This window comes from Streptomyces sp. NBC_00576 (assembly GCF_036345175.1).
In the GTDB taxonomy this organism is placed as follows: domain Bacteria; phylum Actinomycetota; class Actinomycetes; order Streptomycetales; family Streptomycetaceae; genus Streptomyces.
The window spans coordinates 7,134,612-7,160,081 of record NZ_CP107780.1; the positions used below are offsets into that span (position 1 = coordinate 7,134,612).

General features: G+C 68.6%; 22 protein-coding genes and 1 tRNA gene. 6 read left to right on the forward strand and 17 right to left on the reverse strand.

The features are described 5' to 3' along the window. The first annotated feature begins 103 nt into the window (after window positions 1-103). The gene (locus OG734_RS31175; protein ID WP_330290766.1) at window positions 104-547 is read left to right on the forward strand and encodes a hypothetical protein; all 444 of its coding nucleotides are present in this window, start codon (window positions 104-106) and stop codon (window positions 545-547) included. A gap of 75 nt (window positions 548-622) precedes the next feature. Beyond that, window positions 623-1,492, forward strand: a complete 870-nt coding sequence (locus OG734_RS31180) for a spermidine synthase (RefSeq protein WP_330290767.1) — start codon at window positions 623-625, stop codon at window positions 1,490-1,492. A 326-nt stretch (window positions 1,493-1,818) separates the two neighbouring features. Here OG734_RS31180 and OG734_RS31185 read toward each other — a convergent pair whose 3' ends face one another. The 4 genes from OG734_RS31185 to OG734_RS31200 all read right to left on the reverse strand — a co-directional run bounded on the left by OG734_RS31185 (window position 1,819) and on the right by OG734_RS31200 (window position 6,664). Beyond that, a complete protein-coding gene (locus OG734_RS31185; RefSeq protein ID WP_330290768.1) occupies window positions 1,819-3,246 on the reverse strand; it encodes a GH1 family beta-glucosidase in 1,428 nt (475 codons plus the stop codon). Window positions 3,247-3,401: 155 nt separating this feature from the next. After that, a complete protein-coding gene (locus tag OG734_RS31190; protein ID WP_330290769.1) occupies window positions 3,402-4,307 on the reverse strand; it encodes a carbohydrate ABC transporter permease in 906 nt (301 codons plus the stop codon). Window positions 4,308-4,319: 12 nt separating this feature from the next. Next, window positions 4,320-5,330, reverse strand: coding sequence for a carbohydrate ABC transporter permease (locus tag OG734_RS31195; protein WP_330293853.1), 1,011 nt, complete (start codon window positions 5,328-5,330; stop codon window positions 4,320-4,322). 5 nt (window positions 5,331-5,335) lie between these two features. Next, window positions 5,336-6,664, reverse strand: coding sequence for an ABC transporter substrate-binding protein (locus tag OG734_RS31200; protein WP_330290770.1), 1,329 nt, complete (start codon window positions 6,662-6,664; stop codon window positions 5,336-5,338). A gap of 383 nt (window positions 6,665-7,047) precedes the next feature. On the opposite strand from OG734_RS31200, the gene OG734_RS31205 reads away from it, so the two are divergent. Then, entirely contained in the window at window positions 7,048-8,103 is a 1,056-nt protein-coding gene (locus tag OG734_RS31205; protein ID WP_330290771.1) for a LacI family DNA-binding transcriptional regulator, read from the forward strand. Window positions 8,104-8,274: 171 nt separating this feature from the next. On the opposite strand, the gene OG734_RS31210 is transcribed toward OG734_RS31205, so the two are convergent. The 4 genes from OG734_RS31210 to OG734_RS31225 all read right to left on the reverse strand — a co-directional run bounded on the left by OG734_RS31210 (window position 8,275) and on the right by OG734_RS31225 (window position 11,300). Continuing rightward, window positions 8,275-8,347: transfer RNA gene (locus OG734_RS31210), tRNA-His, on the reverse strand. 143 nt (window positions 8,348-8,490) lie between these two features. Continuing rightward, complete coding sequence (orn, locus tag OG734_RS31215) at window positions 8,491-9,096, reverse strand: oligoribonuclease (protein WP_330290772.1); 606 nt, start codon at window positions 9,094-9,096, stop codon at window positions 8,491-8,493. Between the two features lie 245 nt (window positions 9,097-9,341). Further along, window positions 9,342-10,625, reverse strand: coding sequence for a helix-turn-helix domain-containing protein (locus OG734_RS31220; protein WP_330290773.1), 1,284 nt, complete (start codon window positions 10,623-10,625; stop codon window positions 9,342-9,344). A gap of 378 nt (window positions 10,626-11,003) precedes the next feature. Further along, window positions 11,004-11,300, reverse strand: a complete 297-nt coding sequence (locus tag OG734_RS31225) for a hypothetical protein (RefSeq protein ID WP_330290774.1) — start codon at window positions 11,298-11,300, stop codon at window positions 11,004-11,006. 347 nt (window positions 11,301-11,647) lie between these two features. On the opposite strand from OG734_RS31225, the gene OG734_RS31230 reads away from it, so the two are divergent. Both OG734_RS31230 and OG734_RS31235 read left to right on the forward strand, forming a co-directional pair. Further along, window positions 11,648-12,175: a universal stress protein gene (locus OG734_RS31230; RefSeq protein ID WP_330290775.1), complete on the forward strand. Its 528-nt coding sequence runs from the start codon at window positions 11,648-11,650 to the stop codon at window positions 12,173-12,175. A gap of 170 nt (window positions 12,176-12,345) precedes the next feature. Further along, a complete protein-coding gene (locus OG734_RS31235) occupies window positions 12,346-12,915 on the forward strand; it encodes an acetate uptake transporter (protein ID WP_330290776.1) in 570 nt (189 codons plus the stop codon). A gap of 159 nt (window positions 12,916-13,074) precedes the next feature. Here the strand turns inward: OG734_RS31235 and glmS are convergent, their stop codons facing one another. Both glmS and OG734_RS31245 read right to left on the reverse strand, forming a co-directional pair. Further along, a complete protein-coding gene (glmS, locus tag OG734_RS31240; protein ID WP_330290777.1) occupies window positions 13,075-14,892 on the reverse strand; it encodes a glutamine--fructose-6-phosphate transaminase (isomerizing) in 1,818 nt (605 codons plus the stop codon). Between the two features lie 17 nt (window positions 14,893-14,909). Then, window positions 14,910-15,167 carry a hypothetical protein gene (locus tag OG734_RS31245; protein WP_330290778.1) on the reverse strand — a complete coding sequence of 86 codons (258 nt, stop codon included), beginning with the start codon at window positions 15,165-15,167 and terminating at the stop codon, window positions 14,910-14,912. Between the two features lie 164 nt (window positions 15,168-15,331). Between OG734_RS31245 and OG734_RS31250 the strand changes: the two genes are divergently transcribed. Then, window positions 15,332-16,906 carry a purple acid phosphatase family protein gene (locus OG734_RS31250; RefSeq protein WP_330293854.1) on the forward strand — a complete coding sequence of 525 codons (1,575 nt, stop codon included), beginning with the start codon at window positions 15,332-15,334 and terminating at the stop codon, window positions 16,904-16,906. An 86-nt stretch (window positions 16,907-16,992) separates the two neighbouring features. Here the strand turns inward: OG734_RS31250 and OG734_RS31255 are convergent, their stop codons facing one another. From OG734_RS31255 to OG734_RS31285, 7 genes are all read right to left on the reverse strand, one after another. Then, window positions 16,993-17,883 (reverse strand): DUF4429 domain-containing protein, encoded by an 891-nt coding sequence (locus OG734_RS31255; RefSeq protein WP_330290779.1) that lies wholly within the window; start codon window positions 17,881-17,883, stop codon window positions 16,993-16,995. Between the two features lie 94 nt (window positions 17,884-17,977). Beyond that, window positions 17,978-19,774: an IucA/IucC family protein gene (locus OG734_RS31260; RefSeq protein ID WP_330290780.1), complete on the reverse strand. Its 1,797-nt coding sequence runs from the start codon at window positions 19,772-19,774 to the stop codon at window positions 17,978-17,980. Beyond that, window positions 19,771-20,313: a GNAT family N-acetyltransferase gene (locus OG734_RS31265; protein ID WP_330290781.1), complete on the reverse strand. Its 543-nt coding sequence runs from the start codon at window positions 20,311-20,313 to the stop codon at window positions 19,771-19,773. The genes OG734_RS31260 and OG734_RS31265 overlap by 4 nt, the downstream gene beginning before the upstream one ends. After that, window positions 20,310-21,617 carry a lysine N(6)-hydroxylase/L-ornithine N(5)-oxygenase family protein gene (locus OG734_RS31270; RefSeq protein ID WP_330290782.1) on the reverse strand — a complete coding sequence of 436 codons (1,308 nt, stop codon included), beginning with the start codon at window positions 21,615-21,617 and terminating at the stop codon, window positions 20,310-20,312. Before OG734_RS31270 ends, OG734_RS31265 begins: the two co-directional genes overlap by 4 nt. A 10-nt stretch (window positions 21,618-21,627) precedes the next feature. Continuing rightward, window positions 21,628-23,109, reverse strand: coding sequence for a lysine decarboxylase DesA (gene desA, locus OG734_RS31275; protein ID WP_330290783.1), 1,482 nt, complete (start codon window positions 23,107-23,109; stop codon window positions 21,628-21,630). A gap of 140 nt (window positions 23,110-23,249) precedes the next feature. Further along, a complete protein-coding gene (locus OG734_RS31280; RefSeq protein ID WP_330290784.1) occupies window positions 23,250-24,155 on the reverse strand; it encodes a siderophore-interacting protein in 906 nt (301 codons plus the stop codon). A gap of 159 nt (window positions 24,156-24,314) precedes the next feature. After that, a complete protein-coding gene (locus tag OG734_RS31285; RefSeq protein WP_330290785.1) occupies window positions 24,315-25,373 on the reverse strand; it encodes an ABC transporter substrate-binding protein in 1,059 nt (352 codons plus the stop codon). Between the last annotated feature and the right edge of the window lie 97 nt (window positions 25,374-25,470).

Below are 25,470 nucleotides of genomic sequence, written 5' to 3' on the forward strand. Positions count from 1 at the left end.
GGCCGTAGCCGTTGACGTTCCGACGCGTTGAACCGGATGGACCGGGAGCTACCCGAACTCCCGACCCACTCGTTTCAGGAGGGGTTCCGTAGTGGAGGCCGGGATGGAGATCAGTCAGAGCACCGATCCTTGTGCGCCGTTCAGAGGGCGTACATCACTCGCGTTGCCCGCATCGTCCGCGTCAAACAAAGTGCCCAACTGTGATCTGGTGACGGTTCCGGCGCGGCAGGGGCTGGAGGCGGTCGACATCCTGCGCAGGGGCGCCGGCGACGCGGTCGGCCCCGTACTGCACGACGACGGCTGCGACACCCTCGGTTTCCTCGTCCCGAGGGGCACCGCCGCGGCCTGGGACGTCCCGGGCAGCACCTGCACGGAGACCAACGGGCGTGGCCTGAGCCTCGCGGTGCCCGATCCCGAACCCCCGGTCGAGGGCTCGGACTGGCTGCTCCCGCCCGGAGACGCGGACCTGGCCACCGACCCGACGGTGCTCCGCGCGGCCCTCGGTGAGGCGGCCCGGCTCATCGAGGCGGCCGACAACCGCCGCTGACCTGGCACGACCGCCGTACGGTCGCAGTACGGTCATGGTTGGGCCGAGGTGTTCGCGCACCCCGATAATGAGGGAATGGGAAAGTCCAGAAACGCGCGGCGCGGACAGTCGGCCGCCGAGGCCGTCGTCGAGACGGTCGACGGCGGGCTCGCCGAGCTGATCCCCGACCGGGACCGGGCGCGCGCCTGGACACTGCTCATCGACGGCGCCCCACAGTCCCACGTCGACCTCGACGACCCGGCTTACCTCTCCTTCGAGTACCAGCGCCGCCTCGGTCATGTGATCGACCTCGTCGCCCCGCCCGGCAAGCCTGTGCAGGTCGTGCACCTCGGCGGCGGCGCCCTCACCCTCGCCCGGTACGTCGCCGCGACCCGCCCCCGATCCACCCAGCAGGCCGTCGAGCGGGACGCGGCCCTCGTCCAACTGGTCCGCCGCGAGCTGCCGTTGGATCCGGGCGCCCGTATCCGGGTGCGCTCCACCGACGCCCGCGAAGGACTCGCGAAGATCCCCGACGGCTGGGCCGACCTCGTCATCGCCGACGTGTTCAGCGGGGCGCGCACCCCGGCCCATCTGACGTCGGTCGAGTTCCTGACGGACGTACGCAGGGTCGTGAACGACGCCGGCTGTTACGCCGCCAACCTTGCCGACGGGCCGCCGCTCGCCCATCTGCGGGGCCAGATCGCCACCGCAGGAGCCGTCTTCCCCGAGCTGGCCCTGATCGCCGACCCCACAGTGCTGCGGGGGAAACGGTTCGGCAACGCGGTGCTCGTCGGCTCCGCGCACCCGCTGCCCATCGCCGAACTGACTCGCCGCACTGCCTCCGACCCGCACCCCGCCCGCCTCGAACACGGCCGCGCCCTCACCGACTTCACCGGCGGAGCCGTACCGGTCACGGACGCGGCGGCGATCGCCTCACCGGCACCGCCGCCGTCGGTCTTCCGCTGACCCGCCGGAGAGGTCGAAGCCCGTGTCCGTGTCCGAGCCCGTGTCCGTGTCCGAGCCCGAGCCCGTGTCCGAGCCCGAGCCCGTGTCCGTGTCCGAGCCCGAGTCGGAGTCGGTGTCCGAGCCCGAGCCCGAGCCCGAGCCCGAGCCCGAGCCCGAGTCGGAGTCGGTGTCCGAGCCCGAGCCCGAGTCGGAGTCGGAGTCCGAGCCCGAGTCGGTGTCCGAGTCCGGGTCCGCGTCGAGTCAGTGGGCAGGCAGGGGGCGCGGCACCCCCCTCAGGTGCCGCGCCCCGTCCCCCGGTCAAAGCCCCGATCAACGCCCCCGTCGGCTCACTCGGCGTTCGCCGGCGGCAGGGTGCCGCTGCGGGCCGCGCGGCCGTACCAGAGGGCGCTCGACTTCGGGGTGCGGGCCAGGGTCGCGTAGTCGACGTACACCGCGCCGAAGCGCTTGCCGTAGCCGTATGCCCACTCGAAGTTGTCCATCAGGGACCACAGGTAGTAGCCGCGAACGTCCGCGCCCTCGGCGATCGCGCGCCGGACCGCCCGCAGATGGCCGTGGAGGTAGGCGATCCGCTCGGGGTCGTGGACGCGGCCGTCGGACTCGGGCTTGTCGTCGTAGGCGGCGCCGTTCTCGGTGATGTAGATCGGCAGGCCCGGAGCCTCCTTCGTGTACCGCATGATCAGGTCGTGCAGGCCCGTCGGGTCGATCGACCAGCCCATCTCCGTGCGCTCGCCCGGCGACTGGTGGAAGAGGACCTCGTCCGCCCCCGGCCACGGCGAGAAGTCGCTCGCCCCGTGACCGTCGGCGCGCGGACCGCTCGGCTTCTCCTCGGCCGCCGACACCAGCGCCGGGGTGTAGTAGTTGAGGCCCAGCGCGTCCAACGGCTGGTTGATCAGCGGGAGGTCGCCGTCCAGGACGTACGACCAGTCAGTGATCGACGAGGTGGCGGCGAACAGGGTCTCCGGGTAGGCGCCGTGCAGCATCGGGCCGTGGAAGACGCCGTTGGCCAGGTCGTCGATCTTCCGGACCGCGACCAGGTCCTCGGGGGTCTGCGAAAGTGGCCTGACCACCGAGGAGTTGAGGCTCACCGAGACGGTGTTGCGGGCCGGCATCGCCGCACGCAGGGCCGAAGTGCCCAGCCCGTGCGCCAGGTTGAGGTGATGCGCCGCCCGGAGGGAGGCCAGCGGTTCGGTCCGGCCGGGGGCGTGCACACCCGAGGCGTAACCGAGGAACGCGCTGCACCAGGGCTCGTTGAGCGTGGTCCACTGCTCGACGCGGTCGCCCAGCGCCTCGCCCATGATCTGGGCGTACTCGGCGAAACGCAGCGCGGTCTCCCGCTCCGGCCAGCCGCCCGCGTCCTCCAGCTCCTGCGGGAGGTCCCAGTGGTAGAGGGTGAGCGAGGGCTTGATGTTGTGTTCGAGCAGCTCGTCGACGAGCCGCCGGTAGAAGTCCAGCCCGCGCTGGACCGCGGGCCCTCGGCCGGTCGGCTGCACCCGCGACCAGGAGACGGAGAAGCGGTACGCGGTGAGGCCCAGGTCGGCCATCATCTGCACGTCGTCGCGGTAGCGGTGGTAGTGGTCGACAGCGATGTCACCGTGCTCGCCGCCCGCCGTTTTGCCCGGCGTATGGCTGAACGTGTCCCAGATCGAGGGGGTGCGGCCGTCCTCCCGCACCGCCCCCTCGATCTGGTACGCGGAGGTCGCTGCGCCCCAGAGGAAGGCGGGAGGAAAGGTCACCGGGGTAACGGGTTCAGGCATGGAAGCGCTCCCATAGGAGGTCGTGGAGGCCGCCGGGTAGACGGCTGGGGAAGTGGGGGGAAGTGCGAGGGGGCCGAGGCGGCGGTGACCCGGCCCCCAGGAGAGTTCCCGTACGAGAGTCCTTGTGCGGGTCAGCCCAATGCTCTGGGTGCGGGTCAGCCCTTCACGGCGCCCTGCATGATCCCGCCCACGATCTGCTTGCCGAAGATCGCGAAGACGATCAGCAGCGGCAGCGTGCCGAGCAGCGCGCCCGCCATGATCAGGGACTGGTCGGGGGTGTAGCCGCGACCGAGGGCGGCCACCGCGACCTGCACGGTCGGGTTGCCGGTCTGGGTCAGCACCAGGAACGGCCACATGAAGTCGTTCCAGGTCTGCACGAACGTCAGCATGCCGAGCACGGCCATCGCAGGCCGCGCGGCCGGGAACACCACGTGCCACACCACACGCCAACTGCTCGCACCGTCGACCCGGGCGGCCTCGATGATCTCGTCCGGCAGTGCCTGGGTCAGGTACTGCCGCATGAAGAACACGCCGAACGCGCTCACCAGCGAGGGGAGGATGACCGCCTGCAACTGGTCGGTCCAGTCCAGCTTGGCGACCATCATGTACAGCGGGATCACACTCAGCTGCGGCGGCACCATCATCGTGCCGATCACGATCAGCATCAGGGCGCCCCGGCCCCGGAACCGCAGCTTGGCGAAGGCGAAACCGGCGATCGTCGACAGGAAGACGATGGTCAGCGACGAAACGCCCGCCACGATCGTGGTGTTGAAGAAAGCCTCGCCCAGGTTGGCGTCCGTCCAGGCGATTTCGAGCTTGTCGAAGAGACCGCCGCCGAACCAGAACGGCGGCGGGGTCTGCGCCAGCCGGTTGTTGTCGCGCGAGGCGGCGACCGCCGTCCACACCAGCGGGAGCAGCGAGACGATCGTGAAGATGATCAGGATCGCGTACGCGATCGGACCGCCGTGCAGTTGCCCGCCGGCCCGCGCGGACTTCGGCAGGCGGGGACGCTTGGCCTTCTCGGTCGGCTTGGCGTCGGGGGGTGTCAATGTCGTCGTCACGGCCGGGACTCCTTAGCTACTGGCGCGCAGCCGGCGCGAGATGACGTAGTTGATGATGCCGATGACGATCAGCATCAGGAACATCGTCCAGGCGATCGCCGAGGCGCGGCCCAGGTGCTGGGCGACCCAGCCCTGCTCGTACAGGTACAGGCCGAGCGTCTGGAACTGGTGCTCCGCGCCGCCCGAGGTGCCCTTGTTGGCGTCGAACAGCAGGGGCTCACCGAAGACCTGGCTCGCCCCGATGGTGGAGACCACGACGGTGAACAGGATCGTCGGGCGCAGGGCCGGCAGCGTCACATGGATGAACTGCTTCCAGCGGCTGGCCCCGTCCAGGGCCGCCGACTCGTACAGGTCATGCGGGATGGCCTGCATCGCGGCGAGGTAGATCAGCGCGTTGTAGCCGGTCCAGCGCCAGACGATGATCGACGAGACGGCGATCTGTGAGGGCCACTTGTCGTTCTGCCAGTCGACCGGGCTGATGCCGACGGTGTCGAGCGCCCAGTTGATCATGCCGTAGTCGCGGCCGAAGAGCAGGACGAACACCAGCGAGGCGGCGGCGATCGAGGTCGCGTACGGCGCGAGCATCGCGACCCGGAAGAAGGTCGAGGCCCGCAGCTTGTAGTTGAGCAGGTGGGCGATGCCCATGGCCATCATCAGCTGCGGAACGGTGGAGATGATGCCGATGGTCAGGGTGTTCTTCGCCGCGTTCCAGAAGAACTCGTCGTCGAAGATCCGGGTGTAGTTGCGCAGCCCGACCCAGTTCATGTCGGTCGGCGCTGTCAGCTCCACCTGGTGCAGCGAGGCCCAGCCCGTGTAGAGCAGCGGGAACATGCCGAAGGCGACGAACAACAGGAAGAACGGGGAGACGAAGGCGTACGGGCTCCAGCGAATGTCCCGCTGCCAGCGGCGGGACAGCCGGGCCCGCTTCTTCTCGGCCGCGGGGGAGACGTCCTCGGGCGAGCGGCCCGGGGCCGTGCCCCCCTCCTTCACGGGGGGCACGGCGGTGTCGTGACGGGTGGTCATACGGGTCACTTGTCCAGCTTGTTGTCGATGGTCTTGGTTGCCGCGTCCCAGGCTTCCTGCTCCGACTTGCCCTTCGTCACCAGGATGACGCCGTTGTCCGACAGACCCTCCTGGATGATCTGGTCCTTCGGGCCGATCACCTGGACCGGGGCGGACTTGGCGGCTTCGGCGAAGATCGTGCCGATCGGCTGGTCACCGGTCATCTCGTTCACCGCGCCGGTGACTTCGGGCATGGTGTACGCCGAGGGGGCGCTCGGGAAGCTGGCCTGCACCTTGAACAGCGTCGCCTGCTGCTTCGGCGCGGTCAGCCAGGCCACGAACTTCTGGGCCTCCGCCACGTTCTTGCCGCTCTTGGGCACGGTCAGGAAGGTGCCGCCCCAGTTGCCGCCCTTGGGTGCGTTGGCGACGGCCCACTTGCCCTTCGACTCCGGCTTCGAGTTGTCCTTCAGCGTGCCGAGCATCCACGGCGGGCAGGAGATCGTGGCGAACTTGCTGTTGGCGATCGTCGAGTTCCAGCCCGGCTGGAACTGCGTCTGCGACTGGACCAGCCCCTTCTCGGCGGCCTCCGCGGTCAGCTTGAACGCGGCCCTGACAGCTGGGTTCGACTTGTAGATGATCTCGCCGGAGGCGTCGTAGAACTTCTCCTTCTCACTGCCGATGATCCCGTTGAGCAGACCGCCGGGGGAGTCCATGAAGAAGGTGCCCTTGGGTGCCTTCCTCTTGTACTGCTCGCCGACGGTGACGAGCTTGGCCCAGTCACCGGCCCACAGTGCGCCGACCTTCGCGGGTTCCGTGGGCAGACCGGCCTGCTCGTAGAGGTCCTTGCGGTAGCAGATGGCCGTCGGGCCGACGTCGGTACCGAGGCCGACCGTCTGGCCGTCCTTGGTCGTGGCCTGCGCCCACTTCCAGTCGAGCCACTTGCTCTTGTCCACTCCGGCGACCTTGGAGAAGTCCGTGAGCTTGTCGGCCTGGGTGCTCACGATCTCGGAGATGTTGGCGACCTCGACGGCCTGGATGTCCAGCAGGCCGCTGTTGGTGGTGAGGTGGTTCAGCAGCGGCGGGTAGTAGTTCGCGTTCTGCTGGATGACGTTGTCGGCGATCTTGATCTTGGGGTTGAGCTTCTCGTACTCGGCGTAGAGACCGGCTTCCTTGAAGCCCATGGCGCCGAAGAGGCCAAGCGTGAGGGTGGTCTTGCCACCGCCACCGCCACCCTCCGACGGCGATTTGCTGTCGCCGCCGTCGTCGGCACAGCCGGCCAGCAGCCCGGCGCCCAGCGACGCTACGGCCGCGAGGACCACCGCCTGACGACGGGCGGTTCGGGTACGTGCTCGCATTGCGTCCTCCTGTTGCCCTGACGTGCCGACCCCCCGGCCAACTGCGTTGTTGGGCCCGTTAGTTCGTCTTGATTCAGTGCTGCGGCTCGGGCGGGGAACGTGCGGGATGTGTATGTGTCAGGTACCGTGGGAGCGCTCCCATCGGTGATGTGTTGAAGGTTCGTCGGTCCGGGCGGGGGTGTCAAGGGCGATGACGGGAGGAGGTGCGTTCAGTTATCTGCCCGTTAGCTAACTCGGCGGGTCGGTACGAACGGGACGCGGACCGATGAAGATCGGCCAGCGCGGGGAGTCGGGCCGGGGCGGCGCCGGTGGTGGCAGGCGACCCCGGAGGGGACTGTTAGATTCCAGGCCAGGGTGATGACAGCGGAAGGGCGGAGCCCCAGATGGCAAGCCACGGAGCGCGGGGCCGCAGCGGTGGCCGGCCGACCTTGGAAGAGGTCGCCGCGCGCGCCGGAGTGGGCCGCGGCACGGTCTCCCGGGTGATCAACGGTTCACCGAGGGTCAGCGACGCGACCCGCGCGGCGGTCGAGGCGGCGGTCGCCGAACTCGGTTACGTCCCGAACACCGCGGCCCGTGCCCTCGCGGCGAACCGCACGGACGCGATCGCGCTCGTCGTCCCCGAGCCGGAGACCCGCTTCTTCGCGGAACCGTACTTCTCGGACATGCTGCGCGGTGTGGGGGCCGCGATCTCGGACACGGAGATGCAGCTCCTGCTGATCTTCGCGGGCAGCGACAGGGAGCGCGAACGCCTCGCCCAGTACCTGGCCGCCCACCGGGTCGACGGCGTCCTGCTGGTCTCGACCCACGCGGACGACCCGCTCCCCGACCTGCTGGCCCAGCTGGAGATCCCGGCGGTGATCAGCGGCCCGAGGTCGGCTGCGGAAACCCTCACCTCGGTGGACTCCGACAACTACGGAGGCGGCCGGCAGGCAGCCGAACACCTCCTGTCCCGGGGCCGCCGCAAGGTTGCCCACATCACGGGCCGCCTGGACGTGTACGGCGCCCAGCGCCGCGTCGACGGCTACCGCGACGCCCTGGAGGCGGCGGGCCACGAGGTGGACGAGGACCTGATCGAACCGGGCGACTTCACGGAGGAGGGCGGCCGTCGGGCGATGACCCGCCTGCTCGCCCGCTGCCCTGATCTGGACGCGGTCTTCGCGGGCTCGGACGTGACAGCGGCGGGCGCCCGCCAGGTCCTGCGCGAACTGGGCCGCCGCATACCCGACGACGTGGCCCTCGTCGGCTACGACGACTCGGCTATCGCCCGCCACATGGACCCGCCCCTGACGAGCGTCCGCCAGCCGATAGTGGAAATGGGCCGGGCGATGATCGACCTCCTCCTGGAGGAGGTCGCGGACCGCCGTCCGACGGCATCCCGGGTATTGGAACGACGCCGGGTGGTGCTTCCTACGGAGCTGATGACCCGTACGTCGTCCTGACGGCGGGGGCGGGGGCCGCTGTGGCCGGGGGTGCGGCACCGGCCCACCCCTGGTCCTGGTGCGGCGCGGATTGAGCCAGGTCACGGACGGATCCGGGGAGCCGATGTCCCCAAGGGGCGGGATACGACTAAGGGCTGACCCGCTTTCACGGGTCAGCCCTTGATCATTCAGGGTGAGTGACGGGACTTGAACCCGCGGCATCCTGGACCACAACCAGGTGCTCTACCAGCTGAGCTACACCCACCATGACCGGCTTGGGAAGTCCGAGTGGTCTTCCTGACCGGCCGAGAAAAAGTGTACAGGGTCAGAAGGGGTGCTCGCGCCCGGCTTTCTCGGGGCTGTCGCGAGGCCGGAGACAATGGCTGTCGTTCGGGCTGTCGTACGGGGCTACGGCGCCGCAGGCAGGACGTGCTTCGCCGCGATTGTGCGGGCCGTGTCCGAGTCCGGGCCGGGCTGCGGTACGAAGATCGCCTCGCGGTAGTACCGCAGCTCGGCGATCGACTCACGGATGTCGGCGAGGGCACGGTGGTTGCCGTTCTTGTCCGGGCTGTTGAAGTACGCCCGCGGGAACCAGCGCCGGGCCAGCTCCTTCACCGAACTGACGTCCACGATCCGGTAGTGGAGGTACGCCTCCAGGGTGCTCATGTCCCGGAGCAGGAAGCCGCGGTCCGTACCGACCGTGTTGCCGCACAGCGGGGCCTTGCCCGGTTCTTTGACGTGCTCGCGCACATACGCCAGGACCTGCGCCTCGGCGTCGGCCAGTGTCGTACCGCCGGCCAGTTCGTCGAGGAGTCCGGACGAGGTGTGCATCTGCCGCACCACCTCCGGCATCGTCTCCAGCGCCGAGTCGGGCGGACGGATGACGATGTCCACCCCCTCGCCGAGTACGTTCAGCTCGGAGTCGGTGACCAGTGCGGCCACCTCGATGAGCGCGTCGTCGGACAACGAGAGACCGGTCATCTCGCAGTCGATCCACACCATGCGATCGTTCATGCGTCTCACCTTACGGGGAGTGGGCGCGCGGCGGACCAGCGGTGCGGTGGGGTTGTGCGGGGGGTTGGGCACCCGGTGTTGGTGTGGGCCTCGGCCGGGGGCTCTGCCCCCAGACCCCCGGTCGCGCTGAACGCGCTCGTCCTCAAACGCCGGACGGGCTGGAGGGTGCCGTCCGGGCTGGGTGGTGCCGTCCGGGCTGGAAATGTTGGACGGGCTGGGTGACGTACCCCCAGCCCGTCCAGCATTTACGTGCCGCTTCGCTGACTCGGCAGGCTCGCGCGGTTTCCGACGTACGGATCCCGTGCGTGCTCCGCCGACAGGCCGACCGTGCTCGCAGTCCGGCGGGCCTGGATCGGGACCGGGCTCTCCGGGTGCAGGGCGCGGTCGTGGCCGCCCTGGCCGTGACCCGGGCCGTGCCCGTGTCCCTGGCCCGCCGTGGTCGGCGTACCCATGCCGGGGCCTCCCTGCGCCCCGCTCACCGCTCCGTCCGGCTCGGACAAGCGCTCACTCTGCGGCCTGCGTGCCCGGTACGCCGCGCGGTACGCGGCCGGGGACGAGCCCAGCTGGCGGCGGAAGTGGCCGCGCAGCGCCACCGGGGAACGGAAGCCGCAGCGGCCCGCGACCTCGTCCACCGAGTAGTCCGACGTCTCCAGGAGACGCTGGGCCTGGAGGACGCGTTGCGTGATCAGCCACTGCAGCGGCGCGCTTCCCGTGAGTGAGCGGAAGCGGCGGTCGAACGTACGACGGGACATGTACGCGCGTGCCGCCAGTGTCTCCACGTCGAACTGCTCGTGGAGGTGCTCCAGCGCCCAGGCGACGACCTCGGCGAGCGGGTCGGCGCCGATCTCCTCTGGTAAAGACCGATCGAGGTAGCGCTCCTGGCCGCCCGATCGGCGCGGCGGGACCACCAGTCGGCGGGCCAGCGCACCGGCCGCCTCGTTGCCGTGGTCCGTCCGCACGATGTGCAGGCAAAGGTCGATGCCTGCTGCTGTGCCGGCGCTCGTCAGTACGTCGCCGTCGTCCACGAAGAGTTCGCGTGGATCGACGTGCACGGACGGATAGCGCTTGGCCAGCGTCGGTGCGTACATCCAGTGCGTGGTCGCCGGGCGGCCGTCCAGCAGGCCCGCCGCCGCGAGGACGAACGCGCCTGTGCACAGACCTACGATCCGCGCGCCCTCCTCGTGGGCCCGGCGCAGTGCGTCGAGCGCCTCCTCCGGTGGCGGCGCGGTGATCGAACGCCAGGCCGGCACGACGACCGTGCCTGCCCGCGCGATCGCTTCCAGGCCGTTCGGTGCTGTCAGTTCCAGCCCGCCGGTGGTCCGCAGCGGGCCATCTTCTCCGGCGCATACCAATAGTCGGTAGCGCGGCACTCCGGCGTCCTGGCGGTCAATCCCGAACACCGAAAGTGGTATGGAACTCTCGAAGATGGGGCCGCCGCTGAACAGCAGCACCGCGACGATCTCCTTGCGGCGTCGCCCGGAAAGTTTCCGGGCCGCGGCTTCCGGCGCGGCAGTGGAGTCGTGGCTCATACTGCTAAGCCCCCCTCGGTGGTCGCGGCTCCTCGGTTGTGTCGCTCCTGCACGTTTCCCCTCGGTCCTGCACGAGTCCCCCGCCGTAGACAGTCAAGATCGAATCTACTGTGTCCCATGATGCCGAGGTGACCAGGTTCGTCACTCGACAGATTGTCGACTTGGCAACTTGGCGTAAAGCATTCGATCACGAAGCGTTGCACTAGTGGGCCGCGTAGGGAAGTGCGCCTCGTCCTAGTGGCCAATCCGCGTAGGGTGCGCGGACCCGTCTGGACCCTTTCAGTGCAGGTGGAACGGGGGTTTGGGGGTTGTTCGGCCAAGGGGTGTGCGGTGTCCGGAAGTTGGCTGAAAAGCATCGGGCGCGTGCGCGAAAACAGGTCAATCGACCGGTGTAGTTCCGCCGGAATGCCGGCCGCCCCGGTGGGCACCCGGACCGGTCCTGCCGTGCCGCGCCCGGGGCGGGGTGCTCTCTTCGGCCAGCAGTCGGGCCGCGCCGCGCTCGGACTGCCGCAGGAGCACCCGGCACACCCCCGTCACAGCCGCCAGCCCCAGTGCCGTACCGGCGGCGCCACCGAGCGACGTGCCGTAGAGGACGAGCACCACGGGGACCAGGACGCAGCTGAAGGCCGCCCAGCGGATGAGGTCGCTCGCGGACTCCTGGGTCGGTGAGGTCATGGCTGCTCCCTGTGACGATGGGTCACGGGGTTCAACGCTTGTTCGAGCGGTCGGTCACTGGCCGCCGTGTCCGGAAGATGTGCGTGAGCATGATCGACCTGGGTGGGATGTACGCGAACCCTGTGCAAACAGCCTGTACGTGGCAGCAACCATTGCGTTACGGGCGCACCCTCGGGCATGCTCCCTGGAACCCGTCCGGAGCAGGTGCGGGTTATGGGCTACGGAGGCGTGCGGCCGTACCCTTGGGGGTATGGGGTTGGGAAGATGATTCCCGGACACAGCTCCGCCGCACTCTGTCGTCCCACATCACGTCGTCCCACCACGAGGATCAAAACGCCGAGAATCCCATGGCCGGTCACGAATTCCTGGAACCCGCGGACCGCAAGCGCCCCGTCGCCGATCACACGGCGGCCGAGCCCTTGGCGGCGGAAGAATCACGTCAGTCCTGCGACCCCGCGTTCAAGCACGGTGTCGTCGTCGGTTTCGACGGCTCGACGTCGAGTGAGCGCGCCCTCGCGTACGCCATCGGCATGGCCCACCGCTCCGGTTCGGGCCTGATCATCGTGCATGTCGCCAACCGGCTGCCCACCACGGTGTGGGCCGGCTGCGAGCCACCTGTCTTCGTCGACGTGCCGGACCACAGAACTGAGGTCCTCGGGCTCGAACTCGCGTGCGCGGACTATCTGGCCGAGGTGCCCTGGATCCTTGTCGAGCGCGGCGGCGACATCTGCCACGAACTCGAAGAGGTGGGGCGGGAGTACGAGGCGGACGCGATCGTCGTCGGCTCGACCCACGGCATCGTCGGGCGCATCTTCGGGTCGGTGGCCGGGCGGCTCGCGAAGCGTGCTCAGCGGCCGGTCGTGGTCATTCCGTAACTCCCCCTCCTCCTGCGCGAGATGAGTGGCGGGCGCGGCCCGAACTCCCTTGTGGGCGCCTTCTTGCGCTGAGTGAACCTACTTGTGCGTAGAGGTGTTTGTGCGCTTGTGAAGGGCATATACCGGTCACTGAACAAGCTGTAGGGGTACATGCACGAAGGGAGCCCGCCGTGGACAATGACGTCTCCGCGGGAAGCACCACCACGATCCTCGGCCAACTCGCGCTCGGACTCACCCTGTTGGCCTTCGGCCTCGGGCACACCGAAGTGATCGACGGCGTGACGGCCGCGGACGCGGTCTCACTCGCCACCTACGTCGGCGGCCTCGCCCTCTTCATCGCCGGGCTGCTCGCCTTCCGCGACCGTGACACGTTCACCGGTACGGCGTTCGCCGCGCTCGGGGCGTTCTGGTTCACCTGGGGTGTCGGCGCCGACGCCCAGGTCTCCGACAATGCGGCGGGGTTGTTCCTGCTGCTGTTCGCGCTCGTCGCGCTCAGTCTGACGCTGGGTGCGGCCGCGTCGGCTCCGCTCACGCGGGGCGCGTACGGGCTGCTGTTCGTGGCGATGTTGCTGCTCGCCATCGCGCGGTTCGGCTCAAGTGACGGTTTGGCCAAGGTCGGTGGGTGGTTCGCTGCGGCAGGTGGGCTCGTGGCCTGGTACGCGGCGACCGCGGCGCTGGCTCACTGGCCGACGGTTCTTCCGCGACGTGCTGCCGGCCGGGGCGTGACGGCCACCGGTTAGCTGCGCAGGCCGGGGGTTGGGCGGCCCCCGGCGAATATGGCGATCCCCCCGTGTCTGGTGGCAGCACGGGGGGATCGCTCTGTTCGTTGGCCTCTGCGGGTGCGTGGGGGTTGCTCGCGCAGTTCCCCGCGCCCCAAAGGGGCGCGCCCTTGTGGGCGCTTATTCCACAGTGACCGACTTGGCGAGGTTCCGCGGCTTGTCGATGTCCCGGCCCAGCGCCAACGCCGTGTGGTAGGCGAGGAGTTGGAGGGGGATGCCCATCAGGATCGGGTCGAGTTCGTCCTCGTTCTTCGGGACGACGATCGTCTGGTCGGCCTTCTCCTGGTCCTGGTGGGCCACCGCGAGGATGCGGCCGCTGCGGGCCTTGATCTCCTCCAGGGCGGCGCGGTTCTTCTCCAGGAGGTCGTCGTTCGGGACGATCGCGACCGTGGGCAGGGCGGGCTCGATGAGGGCCAGCGGGCCGTGCTTCAACTCCGAGGCGGGGTAGGCCTCGGCATGGATGTACGAGACCTCCTTCAGCTTCAGGGAGGCCTCGCGGGCCACCGGGTAGCCCCGGACGCGGCCGATGAAGAGCATCGAACGGGCCTCGGCGTACTCCTCGGCCAGCTTCTTGATCTCCTCCTCCTGCTCCAGGATCTCGGAGATCTGCCCGGGCAGCCTGCGCAGGCCCTCGATGATCCGCTTGCCGTCGCGGACCGACAGGTCGCGGGTGCGGCCCAGGTGCAGCGCGAGGAGGGCGAAGGCGACGGTGGTGTTGGTGAAGCACTTCGTCGAGACGACGCAGACCTCGGGGCCCGCGTGCACGTACATGCCGCCGTCCGCCTCGCGGGCGATCGCCGAACCGACGACGTTCACGATGCCCAGGACCCGCGCGCCCTTGCGCTTCAGCTCCTGGACGGCGGCCAGCACGTCGTACGTCTCACCGGACTGGGAGACCGCGACGTAGAGGGTGTCCGGGTCGACGACCGCGTTGCGGTAGCGGAACTCGGAGGCCGGCTCGGCGTCGGCCGGGATGCGGGCCAGCTCCTCGATCATCTGGGCGCCGATCATGCCCGCGTGGTACGAGGTGCCGCAGCCGAGGATCTTCACGCGCCGCACGGCACGCGCCTCGCGGGCGTCCAGGTTGAGGCCGCCGAGGTGGACCGTGGAGAAGCGGTCGTCGATCCGGCCGCGCAGGACGCGGTCGACGGCCTCGGGCTGCTCGTGGATCTCCTTGTGCATGTACGTGTCGTGGCCGCCCATGTCGTACGACTCGGCCTCCCACTCCACGGTGGTCGGCTCGGCCGTCGTCCGCGTGCCCTCGGTCGTGTATGTCCGGAAGTCGTCGGCCTTCAGGGTGGCCATTTCGCCGTCGTCCAGCGTCACTATCTGGCGCGTGTGCGTGACCAGCGCGGCGACGTCCGAGGCGACGAACATCTCCTTCTCGCCGATGCCGAGGACGACCGGCGAGCCGTTGCGGGCGACCACGATCCGGTCGGTGAAGTCGGCGTGCATGACGGCGATGCCGTACGTGCCCTCGACGATCCGGAGCGCCTGGCGGACCTTCTCCTCCAGGGTGTCCGCCTGGGAGCGGGCGATGAGGTGGGTGAGGACCTCGGTGTCCGTCTCGGACAGGAACTCGACGCCGTCGGCTTCGAGCTTCTTGCGCAGCTCGGAGGCGTTGTCGATGATCCCGTTGTGGACGACGGCGACCTTGTTGTCCCCCGACATGTGCGGGTGCGCGTTGTGGTCGGAGGGGGCGCCGTGCGTGGCCCAGCGGGTGTGGGCGATGCCGGTGGTGCCGGCGAAGCGCTTGGGGACCTTGGCCTCCAGGTCCCGGACCCGGCCCTTGGCCTTGACCATCTTGAGGCCGGCCGCCTTCGGCGAGGTCACGACGATGCCCGCCGAGTCGTAGCCGCGGTACTCCAGGCGCTGGAGGCCCTCGAGGAGCAGCGGCGCCACGTCACGCCTGCCGATGTATCCGACAATCCCGCACATATATAAGTACCTGGTCCCTAGCCGTAGACGATGCGGCGCAGCTGACGGAGGGTGAGCTCCGGTGGTGCGACCGCGCGGTATTTCAGATCCGCCTCGATCCGGTCGAAGATCTCCGCGTTCACCAGTCCCTGGCCCTGGAGTTCGCGGTGGCGGCGACGGACATAATCCTCGGTTGTCTCGTCGAAGTAGGCGAGAACGTCCTGAATCACCCGCAGTGCCTCGCCCCGGGAGAGGGGTGTGGTACGCGTCAGATGATCAACGAGTTCGTCGTGCACCCGACGATCCTGAGGTAAAGCGCTGGCAATCGCAAGAATCCTGCCCGATATCGGGCAACGGTCTGTTGAAACTCTTATGGGACCCTGTTCGGGGCCTGTTCACCCTGTGTCCTGCATGGCGATGGCTGCCCAGAGCACCGTTTTCAGCCATGGACACTCCTCGCATGGGCGTACCGGAGCAGCTCGCCGAGCGCATGAGCATGGCTGAGCAGCACGAGTACCTTCGCGCCAAGTTCTCGCGGCGCACGATGATCAGAAGCGGTGCCGTCACTGTCGGCGCCGTCGCGGGCGGTGCGTTCGTGCCGGGCGCCGTCGCCCAGGCCGCCACGCGGACTTCCGTACCGACGCAGACGTACCCGCAGGCCGAGAAGGTCGACGGCGCGCTCGTCGCCCCCTTCGGCCGCCACCTCGCCTGGGGCAACGACCCCCGCACGGAGATCACCGTCTCCTGGCAGGTCCCGGTCGCGGTGAAGAAGCCCTTCATCCGGATCGGCGCACACCCCTGGGACCTCTCCCGCAGGATCGAGGCCGAGGTCCGGACCCTCTACACGCCGGCCGGTGTCGGCGCCAGCGGCGACCACACCCAGTACTACCTGCACGCCAAGCTCAGCCACCTGCGTCCCGGCAGGACGTACTACTACGGTGTCGGCCACGCCGGCTTCGACCCGGCCGAGGCGCATCTGCTGGGCACGCTCGGCACCTTCACCACCGCCCCGGACCACAAGAAGCCGTTCACCTTCACGGCCTTCGGTGACGAGGGCGTCGGCTATCACGGCCTCGCCAACAACAGCCTGCTGCTCGGCCAGAACCCGGCTTTCCATCTGCACGCCGGCGACATCGCGTACGCCGACCCGGCCGGACAGGGCAAGACCGCCGACACCGGCTTCGACTCCCGCGTGTGGGACCAGTTCCTCGCGCAGACCGAGTCCGTCGCCAAGTCCGTCCCGTGGATGCCGGCCTACGGCAACCACGACATGGAGGCCTGGTACTCGCCCAACGGCTACGGCGGCGAGGACGCCCGCTGGAACCTTCCCGACAACGGCCCGGACAAGAAGAACCTCCCGGGCGTGTACTCCTTCGTCTACGGCAACACGGCGGTCATCTCGCTCGACGCCAACGACATCTCCTTCGAGATCCCGGCCAACCTGGGGATCTCCGGCGGTACGCAGACCAAGTGGCTGGAGGCGCAGCTCAAGAAGTTCCGCGCCGCCAAGGACGTCGACTTCGTCGTCGTCTTCTTCCACCACTGCGCCTACTGCACCTCCACCGCGCACGCCTCGGAGGGGGGCGTGCGCCAGGAGTGGGTGCCGCTGTTCGAGAAGTACACGGTCGACCTGGTCATCAACGGCCACAACCACCAGTACGAGCGGACGGATGTCATCAAGGCCGGCGCGGTCACCAAGAAGCTGCCGATCGGCGGCACCTCGTACCCCGAGACCGAGGGTGTCGTGTACGTGACGGCGGGCGCGGCCGGTCGCAGCCTCTACGCGTTCACCGCCCCGCTGTCCTACGAGGGCCACGAGAACGAGGTCGACTCGGTCGCCTCCTTCATCAACACCAAGGACGGCAAGGTCAACGAGACGGTCACCTGGTCGCGCGTGCGCTACCTCGACTACTCCTTCCTCCGCGTCGACGTCACCCCCGCCGCCAAGGGCCGCCTCGCCACGCTGACGGTGCGCGGTATCGCGGAGACGGGCGAGGAGGTCGACCGCTTCACGGTCGCGCGCCGCGTACGCTGAGCATGCGCGTATGCCCCGAAGGCAGGGCGTACGAGTGAGTCACGAGTGAGTCCGACAGGCGGTTCTCCCGCGCGTGTCGAGTGTTTCTACATGCGCTTGAGGACCGCCTGTTTGGCGAGTGCGAACTCGTCGTCCGTGAGTACGCCGGTCTGGTGCAGCTCACCGAGTTCGCGGAGCCGGCGGAGCTGGGCGTCGTGGTCGTGTTCGGCGGGTGTGCTGTCGGCGGCCGGTGCGGCGATCTCCTTCGGCCTCTGCGGCGGTACGTCCGCCACGGGCGCCGCCGGATGCGGCAGGCGGGCCTGGACGGCCGCCGCGACCAGCGCCATCAGAGGGTCCTTCTTGAATCCCCACAGCTCGACGGAGTTGGGGTCGTACTTCGGCGGCGCCTTGGTCGGCGCGTGCCGCACACCGAAGCGCAGGTAGCCGTTCTCCAGGCCCACCGCCGGATGCCACTCCACGGCCGCGATGTCGGCGACGGCGAGGGAACGGGGGCCGGCGGCGGCCTTCGCGTCCTCCGTCTTCCAGTTCCACTCCAGCCGGATGTGCTCACCGTCGAAGGTCACGGTGCCGTCCCCGGCCGACACGGACAGCGGTACGGCGGGCCCGGGCAGCAGATACCGGTCGACGGCACCGGACGGCACCTCGTCGAGCAGCAGCCCGTTGCGGACCTCGTCCACGAAGTACTCGGCGACGCCGTAGCGGTCGGACTCGACGTTCAGCTGGTACGGGTCGTTGGGCTCCGCCAGCTTGCCGCCGGTCGCCTGGAGCAGCGGGTCGGCGCCGTCGCGCAGCCGCAGCCTCAGGCGCCCCGACTTTCTGCCCTGCTCGAAGGAGACACCGGCCAACGCGTGGAGGGGGACGGTGAGTTCGCCCAGTTCCTTGCGGAGCAGGCTGACGTTCTTGTCACGCCCCGGGGTGAGCCGGAGGGCGTCACCGTCGAAGACCCACGTGCCGTCCTTCTGGATGATTTCCGCCATGCAGCAGATTGTTCCCGATGCCCATGACGACGGGCACCTCGCAGGACCGTACTCCGAGGTGCCCGTCTGTCTGGGGGAGCGGGTGGTGCCCTGCTTACCGGCCCGCGATCGGGTTCTTCAGGCTGCCGACGAGCTGGAGGGCGCCGGCCGGGTCCGCGAGGTCCACCATCTGCTTGTTGTTCCGGAGCTGGAGGCGGTTGAGGCAGGAGAGGGCGAACTCGGGCGCGAACATGTCGTACTGCCGGAACTTGTCGGCGAGTTCGGGCGCGGACGCCTGGTAGTCGCGGACCGTGTCGGCGACCGTACGCCAGAAGTCGTCCTCCTCCAGGACGCCTTCGGTGGCGAGGTTCGCAGCCAGGAAGCGGAAGAAGCAGTCGAAGACGTCCGTGAAGACGGACAGGAGTTTCTTGTCCTCCGGTACGTCCACGCGCAGTCGCTCGACCGTCGGCGGCAGTACCGCGTCCGGGTCCATGACGGCGATCTCCTCGGCGATGTCCTTGTAGATCGCGCGCTGGACCGTGCCGTCCCGCAGGACGAGGATCACGTTCTCGCCGTGCGGCATGTAGACCAGGTCGTAGGCGTAGAAGCTGTGCAGGAGCGGGGTGAAGTAGGCGCGGAGGTAGTCGCGCAGCCACTCCTTGGGGGTCAGGCCCGACTGCTCGATGAGTGCTGCGGCGAAGGAGCGGCCCTCGTGGTCGACATGGACCAGGGAGGCCATGGTCGCGAGGGACTCGCCGTCGCTCAGGGACGACACCGGGCTCTCGCGCCAGAGGGCGGCCAGCATCTTGCGGTACGGGGAGTAGCGGTCGGTGGCGGCCTCGTACTCCAGGTGGCGGTAGCCGACGGCCGCGCGCTCGCGGATGATCGACAGGCCCGTCGACTTCAACACCGGGTCGTTGTCGATGAGTTGGGCGAGCCAGTCGTTGATGGCCGGGGTCGCTTCCATGTAGGCGGCCGAAAGCCCGCGCATGAAGCCCATGTTGAGGACCGAGAGAGCCGTTTTGACGTAGTGCTTCTCGGGGCTGGACCGGTTGAAGAAGGTCCGGATGGACTGCTGGGCGAGGTACTCGTCGTCCCCCTCGCCCAGGCAGACCAGGTGCTGCTGGGCGATCTCGGCGGCGAAGGTGACGGTGAGCTTGTTCCACCACTGCCAGGGGTGCACCGGGATGAAGAGGTACTCGGTGGGGTCGAGGCCCTGGTCGGACAGTTTCGTACGGAAACGGACAACCGTCTCCTGGCCCAACTCCGCGCGCAGGAAGGCCTCGTACTCGATACCGACGCCCGCCGTGAACGCGGCGCGTGAGCGGTGTGCGGCCAGCCACACCAGCCGGACCGGGCTCGCGGTCTCGGGCGCGTACGAGAGGTACTCGTGCACACCGAAGCCGAGCCGCCCGTTGTTGGCGACGAAGCAGGGGTGGCCCTCCGTCATCCCGGTCTCGATCTCCTGGAAGCCGCTTCTGGCGAGCTCGGCGACGGGGATCTGCGGCTTGGTGAGCTTGTAGCAGGTACCGGAGAGGGTGGAGGAGATCTCCTCCAGGTAGACAGGCAGGACCTCGTCGCTCAGGCCGAGTGATTTCTTCAGCTCGATGAAGAAGTCGAGGGCGGAGAGCGGGAGTTCGGCCCCGTCGCGGTGCCGGGAGATGGAGTCGGCGTCGACCTGCCAGTGGTCGAGGGCGTGGCGGGCGGCGGTGAAGCGGTAGCGGGTCAGGCCGTCGTCGCCGAGGACGACGTACTGGTTGCCGGCGTTCTGGTCGCTGCCGTTCTCGCCGACCGGCTCGGGGGTGATCAGCCGTTCGTGCGCGAACTCGGCGAGGGCCTTGCGGATGAGGAGGCGGTTGGCCTGCTCCCAGCGTTCGGGGGAGAGGTGGGTCGTGGCGTCGGTGAGGCTCATATGGACACCGCCCTCTCGAACTGCTCGCGGGTGCAGAAACTCAGCAACGCCCTTTTCTCCGGCTTCTGTATCTCTCGCTCGGGCACGAACCCGACGGCTTCGTTCAGGGCGTGCACGGCCTTGTTGTCGACGTCCGGCTCGACGACGACGCGGGCGGTGTGCGGGTCCTCGAAGAGGTGGGCCAGCACGGCCGTGATGACGGCTCTGGTGAACCCGGACACGGGTGTGCCGGTCGCCGGCACCAGGAAGTGCATGCCGACGTCGCCGGGCTCGGGCTCGTACAGGCCGACCAGTTCGCGGTGGACCGGGTCGTACTGCTCCATGAGGAAGGCGGGTACACCGTCGTGGAGACCGAGGAGGGCGCGCTGGTGCTCGTCGGCGGCGACCTCCATGTAGGCACGCTCGACGTCTTCGAGCCGGGCGTCCTGCATCATCCAGTAGGCCCCCTTGGGATGCGTGAGCCAGCTGTGCAGCAGCTCGGCGTCCTGCAGGGGGTCGAGCGGACGGAAGGTGAAGGAGAGCGTGGTCGTGGAGGTCATACGGCGAACTCCTGGAAGGCGATGGACTTCTCGACCGGGTAGTACTCGCTGCCGAGCAGCTCGCCGATGATGAAGCTGTTGCGGTACGCGCCCATGCCCAGGTCGGGCGAGGTGACCGAGTGGGTGTGGACGCCGGAGTTCTGGAGGAAGACGCCGCGTCCGGTCGTGTCGATCGCGTAGTTGCGGGCGATGTCGAAGTTGCCCTGGGTGTCGTAGCGCAGCCGGTGGCGGACGGGCTTCAGGAACTCCGGCTCGGCGTACTTGTAGCCGGTGGCGAGGATCAGGCCCTGGGTGTCCAGCGTGTACTCCTTCTCCTGCTCCTCCTGGCGCAGGCCGAGCGTGTACGTTCCGCTCCTGCTCCCGCTTCCGCTTCCGCTTTCGTAAGTCACCGTGTTCAGCGCGGAGTTGGTGAGCAGCCGGGTGGGGACCGGGCCGCCGAGGTTCTTCCGGTAGAGCAGATCGAAGATCTCGTTGATGAGTTCGCCGTCGATCCCCTTGAACAGGCCCTTCTGCTCCTGCGTGAGGCGGTAACGGGTCCGCTCGGGCAGCGCGCGGAAGTAGTCGATGTACTCCGGGGAGGTCATCTCCAGCGTGAGTTTCGTGTATTCGAGGGGGAAGAAGCGGGGCGAGCGTGTCACCCAGTTGAGCCGGTAGCCGTGTACGTCGATCTCACTGAGGAGGTCGTAGTAGATCTCGGCGGCGGACTGGCCACTGCCGACGAGCGTGATCGACTCCTTGGCCTGCAACTCCCGCTTGTGTCGTATGTATTGGGAGTTGTGGATGAAGTCGCCGGCCAGCTCCGCGCACGCGTCCGGGATATACGGGGGAGTGCCTGTGCCGAGGACGAGCTTGCGCGCCCGATAGCTGTCACCGGCGGCCGTGCGGACGACGTACAGGTCGTCCTCGTACGCGTAAGTCACGTCGGTGACCGTGGTGTTGAAGCGGACGCTGCGCAGTTTGTTCGCGGCCCAGCGGCAGTAGTCGTCGTACTCGACGCGCAGCGGGTAGAAGTTCTCGCGGATGTAGAACGAGTACAACCGGCCCGATTCCTTCAGGTAGTTGAGGAAGGAGTATGGGGAGGTGGGGTCGGCGAGGGTGACGAGGTCCGACATGAACGGTGTCTGGAGATGGGCGCCGTCGAGGAACATCCCGGAGTGCCATTCGAAGTCGGGCTTCGATTCGAGGAAGACGCCGTTGAGTTCGTCGATCGGCTCGCTGAGGCAGGCCAGGCCGAGGTTGAAGGGGCCGAGACCGATCCCGATGAAGTCGTAGGCCCTGTTCGTGTTCGTGTCCGTGTTCGTCATGGCTTCGGCTTCAGGAAGCGATGGACGTGACGGACGCGAGGGAAGCGACGGACGCGAGGCGGTCAACGGAGTCTCCCAGGTACTGCTCGGCATGGCCGGCGATCAGGTCGAGTACGGCGGTGATGTCGTCCGTAGTGGTCTCGGGGTTGAGCAGGGTGAACTTGAGGTAGTGGCGTCCGCCGACCTTCGTCCCCGCGACCACGGCCGCGCCGGAGGCGAACAGGGCCTTGCGGGCGTACAGGTTGGCGCGGTCGATCGCCGAGGGGTCGGTGACGGCGGCGGGGATGTAGCGGAAGACGAGGGTGGAGAGGGAGGGTTCGACGACGACGTCGTAGCGCGGGTCGGCGGCGAGCAGTTCCCAGCCCTCCTGGGCCAGGTCGCAGACCTCGTCGAAGAGCTCGCCGATGCCGTCGGCGCCCATCACACGCAGGGTCATCCACAGCTTGAGGGCGTCGAAACGACGTGTCGTCTGGAGGGACTTGTCGACCTGGTTGGGGATGCGCTCCTGCACCATGCGGCGCGGGTTGAGGTACTCCGCGTGGTAGGTGGCGTGGCGGAGGGTGGCCGCGTCCCGGACCAGCACGGCGCTCGAACTCACCGGCTGGAAGAAGGACTTGTGGTAGTCGACGGTGACCGAGTCGGCGCGCTCGATGCCGGTGAGGAGGTCGCGGCGCCTGACCGAGGCGAGCAGTCCGCAGCCGTAGGCGGCGTCGACGTGCAGCCAAGTGCCGTACTGGGCGCAGAGTTCGGCGATTTCGGGCAGCGGGTCGATGGAGCCGAAGTCGGTGGTGCCGGCGGTGGCGACGACGGCCATGGGAACCAGCCCGTCGCGCTCGCAGCGCTCCAGCTCGTGGGCGAGGGCGACGGTCTGCATCCGCTTGTCGTGGTCGACGGGGACGGGGACGACGGAGTCGGGTGCGAGGCCGAGCAGTTTCGCGGACTTCTTCACGCTGAAGTGAGAGACCTCGGAGGCGAAGATGCGCAGTTCGGCGAGGGAGTCGCTCTTGGCTTCCTCCCGGGCCAGCAGCAGCGCCTGCAGGTTGGACTGGCTCCCGCCGCTGGTGAAGATGCCGTCGGCGGCGGGGCCGAGGCCGATGCGCTCGTTGGTCCAGTCGATCAGTTTGCGCTCGATGAGGGTGCCGCCGGCCGACTGGTCCCAGGTGTCGAGGGAGGAGTTGACGGCGGAGAGGATCGCCTCGCCGAGCACCGCGGGTATGACGACCGGGCAGTTGAGGTGGGCGAGGTAGCGGGGGTGGTGGAAGTAGATCGCGTCGCGCAGATAGACCTCTTCGAGCTCGTCGAGGGCGGCGGCCTCGTCGAGGAGGGGCCTGTCCAGGTCGATCCGGTCGATGCGGGGGGCGAGGGCGTCGACCGTGACGCCGGTGAACGGACGGTCCGTGGTGGCGAGTTTCGCCGCCACCCGCTCGACTCCTTCGGTCACGGAGCGGCGGTACCGCTCCGCGGTCGTGTCATTGAGCAGGTGCGAGCGCATCGGGGAAGCCTCCGGGGGACAGAGAGGGCAGGGCACGTGCAGGTTCGACCCGTCGAACGGTCTAACTTAGGTTAGCCTAACCTAAGTTTCCGTGTGAACTCCTGCCTCACCCGTCACAGCTGTGATCCAGGCCTCTGCCGTCATTCGGGCTGCTCACGCAGCTGTTCCTCGCTGAGCCCGCGCCGCCAGTAACCGACGAAGGTGACGGCCCGACGGTCGATCCCGCGTTCCCGCACGAGATGCCGGCGCAACTCCTTCACGGCGGAGGACTCACCCGCGATCCAGACGTACGGCCGCTCGGCGGAGGGGAGTTGGGCGGCCCGGATCGCTTCCAGGGCTGTGGGGGCGCCTGTGCCTGTGTGTGCGCTTGCGCTTGTGCCTTTTCCTGTTCCTGCGCCCGCGCCGCGCACGAGCCACGTGATCTCGGCGTCGGCGGCGGTCGCCAGATCCTGGATGTCCCCGGCCTGCCCGGCCTCCAGCCAGACCTGTGCCCGGGTGCCGGCGGGCAGTTGTTCGAGGATCGCGGAGGCGGCCGGTACGGCGGTCTCGTCGGCCCAGATGACGACGAGATCGGTACCGGTCGGCGGGCGGAAGCGGATCGCGCGGTTGTCGGCGACCGCCGGTCCGAGCAGCAGGACGCGGTCACCGGCGCCGGCCCGGGAGGCCCAGAGGGAGGCCGGTCCGGCGGGGGCGACGGCGGCGGGTTCGACGCCGTGCAGTACGAAGTCGATGTCGATCTCCGTCGTACGGCCGCGGGCGTCGGCGCGCAGAGCGCGGAGCGTGTACGAGCGCATCACCGCCCGTACGTCATCGGGGAGTTCACGCCATCCCTGCCACCATCCGTCGCCCAGCTCGACGGGCACGGCGGGGGCGTCCTGCCCCGGGTGCGGAAGGAAGAGGGAGAGACTCTGGTCGCGCCCGGCGGAGGCGAAGAAGGCGAGATCGTCCCCGGCGAAGGTGACGCGGACGAGGGACAGCCCGAGGCGGGCGGTGCGTACGACTTGGAGGGCGAAGAACCGGAAGGGGGCGGCAGTGGCGGTCGTCATGACTCCTCCTGAGGTGATGTCGGAGGGCGCGACGACGCGCCCCCGAAGGGGCGCGGGGCTGTGACATTTGCGGCTCCGCCGCGGGGCGCGACCAGCCACAGCGGACGCGCGGTTCCCCACGAACAAGCTGACTCACGGCGCGAATTGAGGCGCCGGGTGTTAACCGACCTTCTTCGCGCTCTCGATCGCCTCCGCGAGGCTCGTGAGAAGCGGCGTGCACTTGTCGTAGGACAGGATCGGCTCGGGATTACGCGCGATCACCTGCCCCGCCTTCACCGCGGGCAACTGCTTCCAGGTCGCCTCGGTGATGTCCGCGGGCTGAATCGCCGACGTACGGTTGTCCATCATGATCACGTCGGCCCCGTACTTGTCGACGTTCTCCCAGCTCAGGTTCTCGTACCAGCCGCCGCTCGCCTTCAGGGCATCGGCGGAGGGCTCGACGAAGTTCACGCCGAGGGCCTTGAAGTACTCCAGGTCGATGGAGAGGTTGGAGCCGGAGACGTAGAAGATGTCCTGGCTCGCGGAACCCACCAGCACCTTGATGTTCGGCTTGGCCTTGGTGGCCGCGCGCAGCCGGGCGGCGGCATCCTCGAAGGCCTTCTTCGCGGCGGTCACCTTGGCGGAGGTGGTGTCCGCGCCGAGGGTCTTGGCCAGCTCCAGCATGCGCTGCAGTGGCTGGTCCAGCTGGATGTCGAACACGGAGATACCGACGGTCGGGGCGCCGACGGCGAGGATCTTGTCCTTGGACTCCTCCGGGACGTACCAGAGGGTGCCCGCGCTGTCGAACATCGTGGTGACGAGGAGGTCCGGGGCGAGGGCCGCGTACTTCTCGATGTTGAACTGGCCCCACTCGTTGCCGAGGACGGTCACCTTGGTGACGTCCATGTCGCCGGCCTGGACGTCGGCCTTGCCGTCCTTGGTCGTGGTCGGGCCGAAGACACCCTTGACCTCGACGCCGTAGTCGTAGAGCGCGGCGGCGACACCGGTGAAGGCGACGATGCCGGCGGGCACCTTGTCGGCCTTGGCGCTCTGGCCGCGGTCGTCCTTGAACGTCCAGGGCCCGGCGGGAGCGGCGGCGGCCTTCGATGCGTCCGGGTCCGCGCCACCGCTTTTCGCGTCTTCGTCCCCACAGGCCGCGAGGACGGCCCCGAGGCCGAGGGCGCTGCCTGCGGCGAGGATGCCGCGGCGGGAGAGTTGGGTGGCACGGGCGTTGGACATGAGATGGCTGCTTTCGAACAGGGCGGTTCGGCCCGCCGGACAATTCGAAAGGTAGGTTAGCCTAACCTCAGTCGATGTCCAGGGGGTGGTTCGGGGG

Bases quoted from the DNA above. Each gene is read 5' to 3' on its own strand.
- OG734_RS31175 (WP_330290766.1), top strand. From the start codon at position 104: ATGGAGATCAGTCAGAGCACCGATCCTTGTGCGCCGTTCAGAGGGCGT.
- OG734_RS31180 (WP_330290767.1), top strand. From the start codon at position 623: ATGGGAAAGTCCAGAAACGCGCGGCGCGGACAGTCGGCCGCCGAGGCC.
- OG734_RS31185 (WP_330290768.1), bottom strand. From the start codon at position 3,246: ATGCCTGAACCCGTTACCCCGGTGACCTTTCCTCCCGCCTTCCTCTGG.
- OG734_RS31195 (WP_330293853.1), bottom strand. From the start codon at position 5,330: ATGACCACCCGTCACGACACCGCCGTGCCCCCCGTGAAGGAGGGGGGC.
- OG734_RS31200 (WP_330290770.1), bottom strand. From the start codon at position 6,664: ATGCGAGCACGTACCCGAACCGCCCGTCGTCAGGCGGTGGTCCTCGCG.
- OG734_RS31205 (WP_330290771.1), top strand. From the start codon at position 7,048: ATGGCAAGCCACGGAGCGCGGGGCCGCAGCGGTGGCCGGCCGACCTTG.
- orn (WP_330290772.1), bottom strand. From the start codon at position 9,096: ATGAACGATCGCATGGTGTGGATCGACTGCGAGATGACCGGTCTCTCG.
- OG734_RS31220 (WP_330290773.1), bottom strand. From the start codon at position 10,625: ATGAGCCACGACTCCACTGCCGCGCCGGAAGCCGCGGCCCGGAAACTT.
- OG734_RS31225 (WP_330290774.1), bottom strand. From the start codon at position 11,300: ATGACCTCACCGACCCAGGAGTCCGCGAGCGACCTCATCCGCTGGGCG.
- OG734_RS31230 (WP_330290775.1), top strand. From the start codon at position 11,648: ATGGCCGGTCACGAATTCCTGGAACCCGCGGACCGCAAGCGCCCCGTC.
- glmS (WP_330290777.1), bottom strand. From the start codon at position 14,892: ATGTGCGGGATTGTCGGATACATCGGCAGGCGTGACGTGGCGCCGCTG.
- OG734_RS31250 (WP_330293854.1), top strand. From the start codon at position 15,332: ATGGGCGTACCGGAGCAGCTCGCCGAGCGCATGAGCATGGCTGAGCAG.
- OG734_RS31255 (WP_330290779.1), bottom strand. From the start codon at position 17,883: ATGGCGGAAATCATCCAGAAGGACGGCACGTGGGTCTTCGACGGTGAC.
- OG734_RS31260 (WP_330290780.1), bottom strand. From the start codon at position 19,774: ATGAGCCTCACCGACGCCACGACCCACCTCTCCCCCGAACGCTGGGAG.
- OG734_RS31265 (WP_330290781.1), bottom strand. From the start codon at position 20,313: ATGACCTCCACGACCACGCTCTCCTTCACCTTCCGTCCGCTCGACCCC.
- OG734_RS31270 (WP_330290782.1), bottom strand. From the start codon at position 21,617: ATGACGAACACGGACACGAACACGAACAGGGCCTACGACTTCATCGGG.
- desA (WP_330290783.1), bottom strand. From the start codon at position 23,109: ATGCGCTCGCACCTGCTCAATGACACGACCGCGGAGCGGTACCGCCGC.
- OG734_RS31280 (WP_330290784.1), bottom strand. From the start codon at position 24,155: ATGACGACCGCCACTGCCGCCCCCTTCCGGTTCTTCGCCCTCCAAGTC.
- OG734_RS31285 (WP_330290785.1), bottom strand. From the start codon at position 25,373: ATGTCCAACGCCCGTGCCACCCAACTCTCCCGCCGCGGCATCCTCGCC.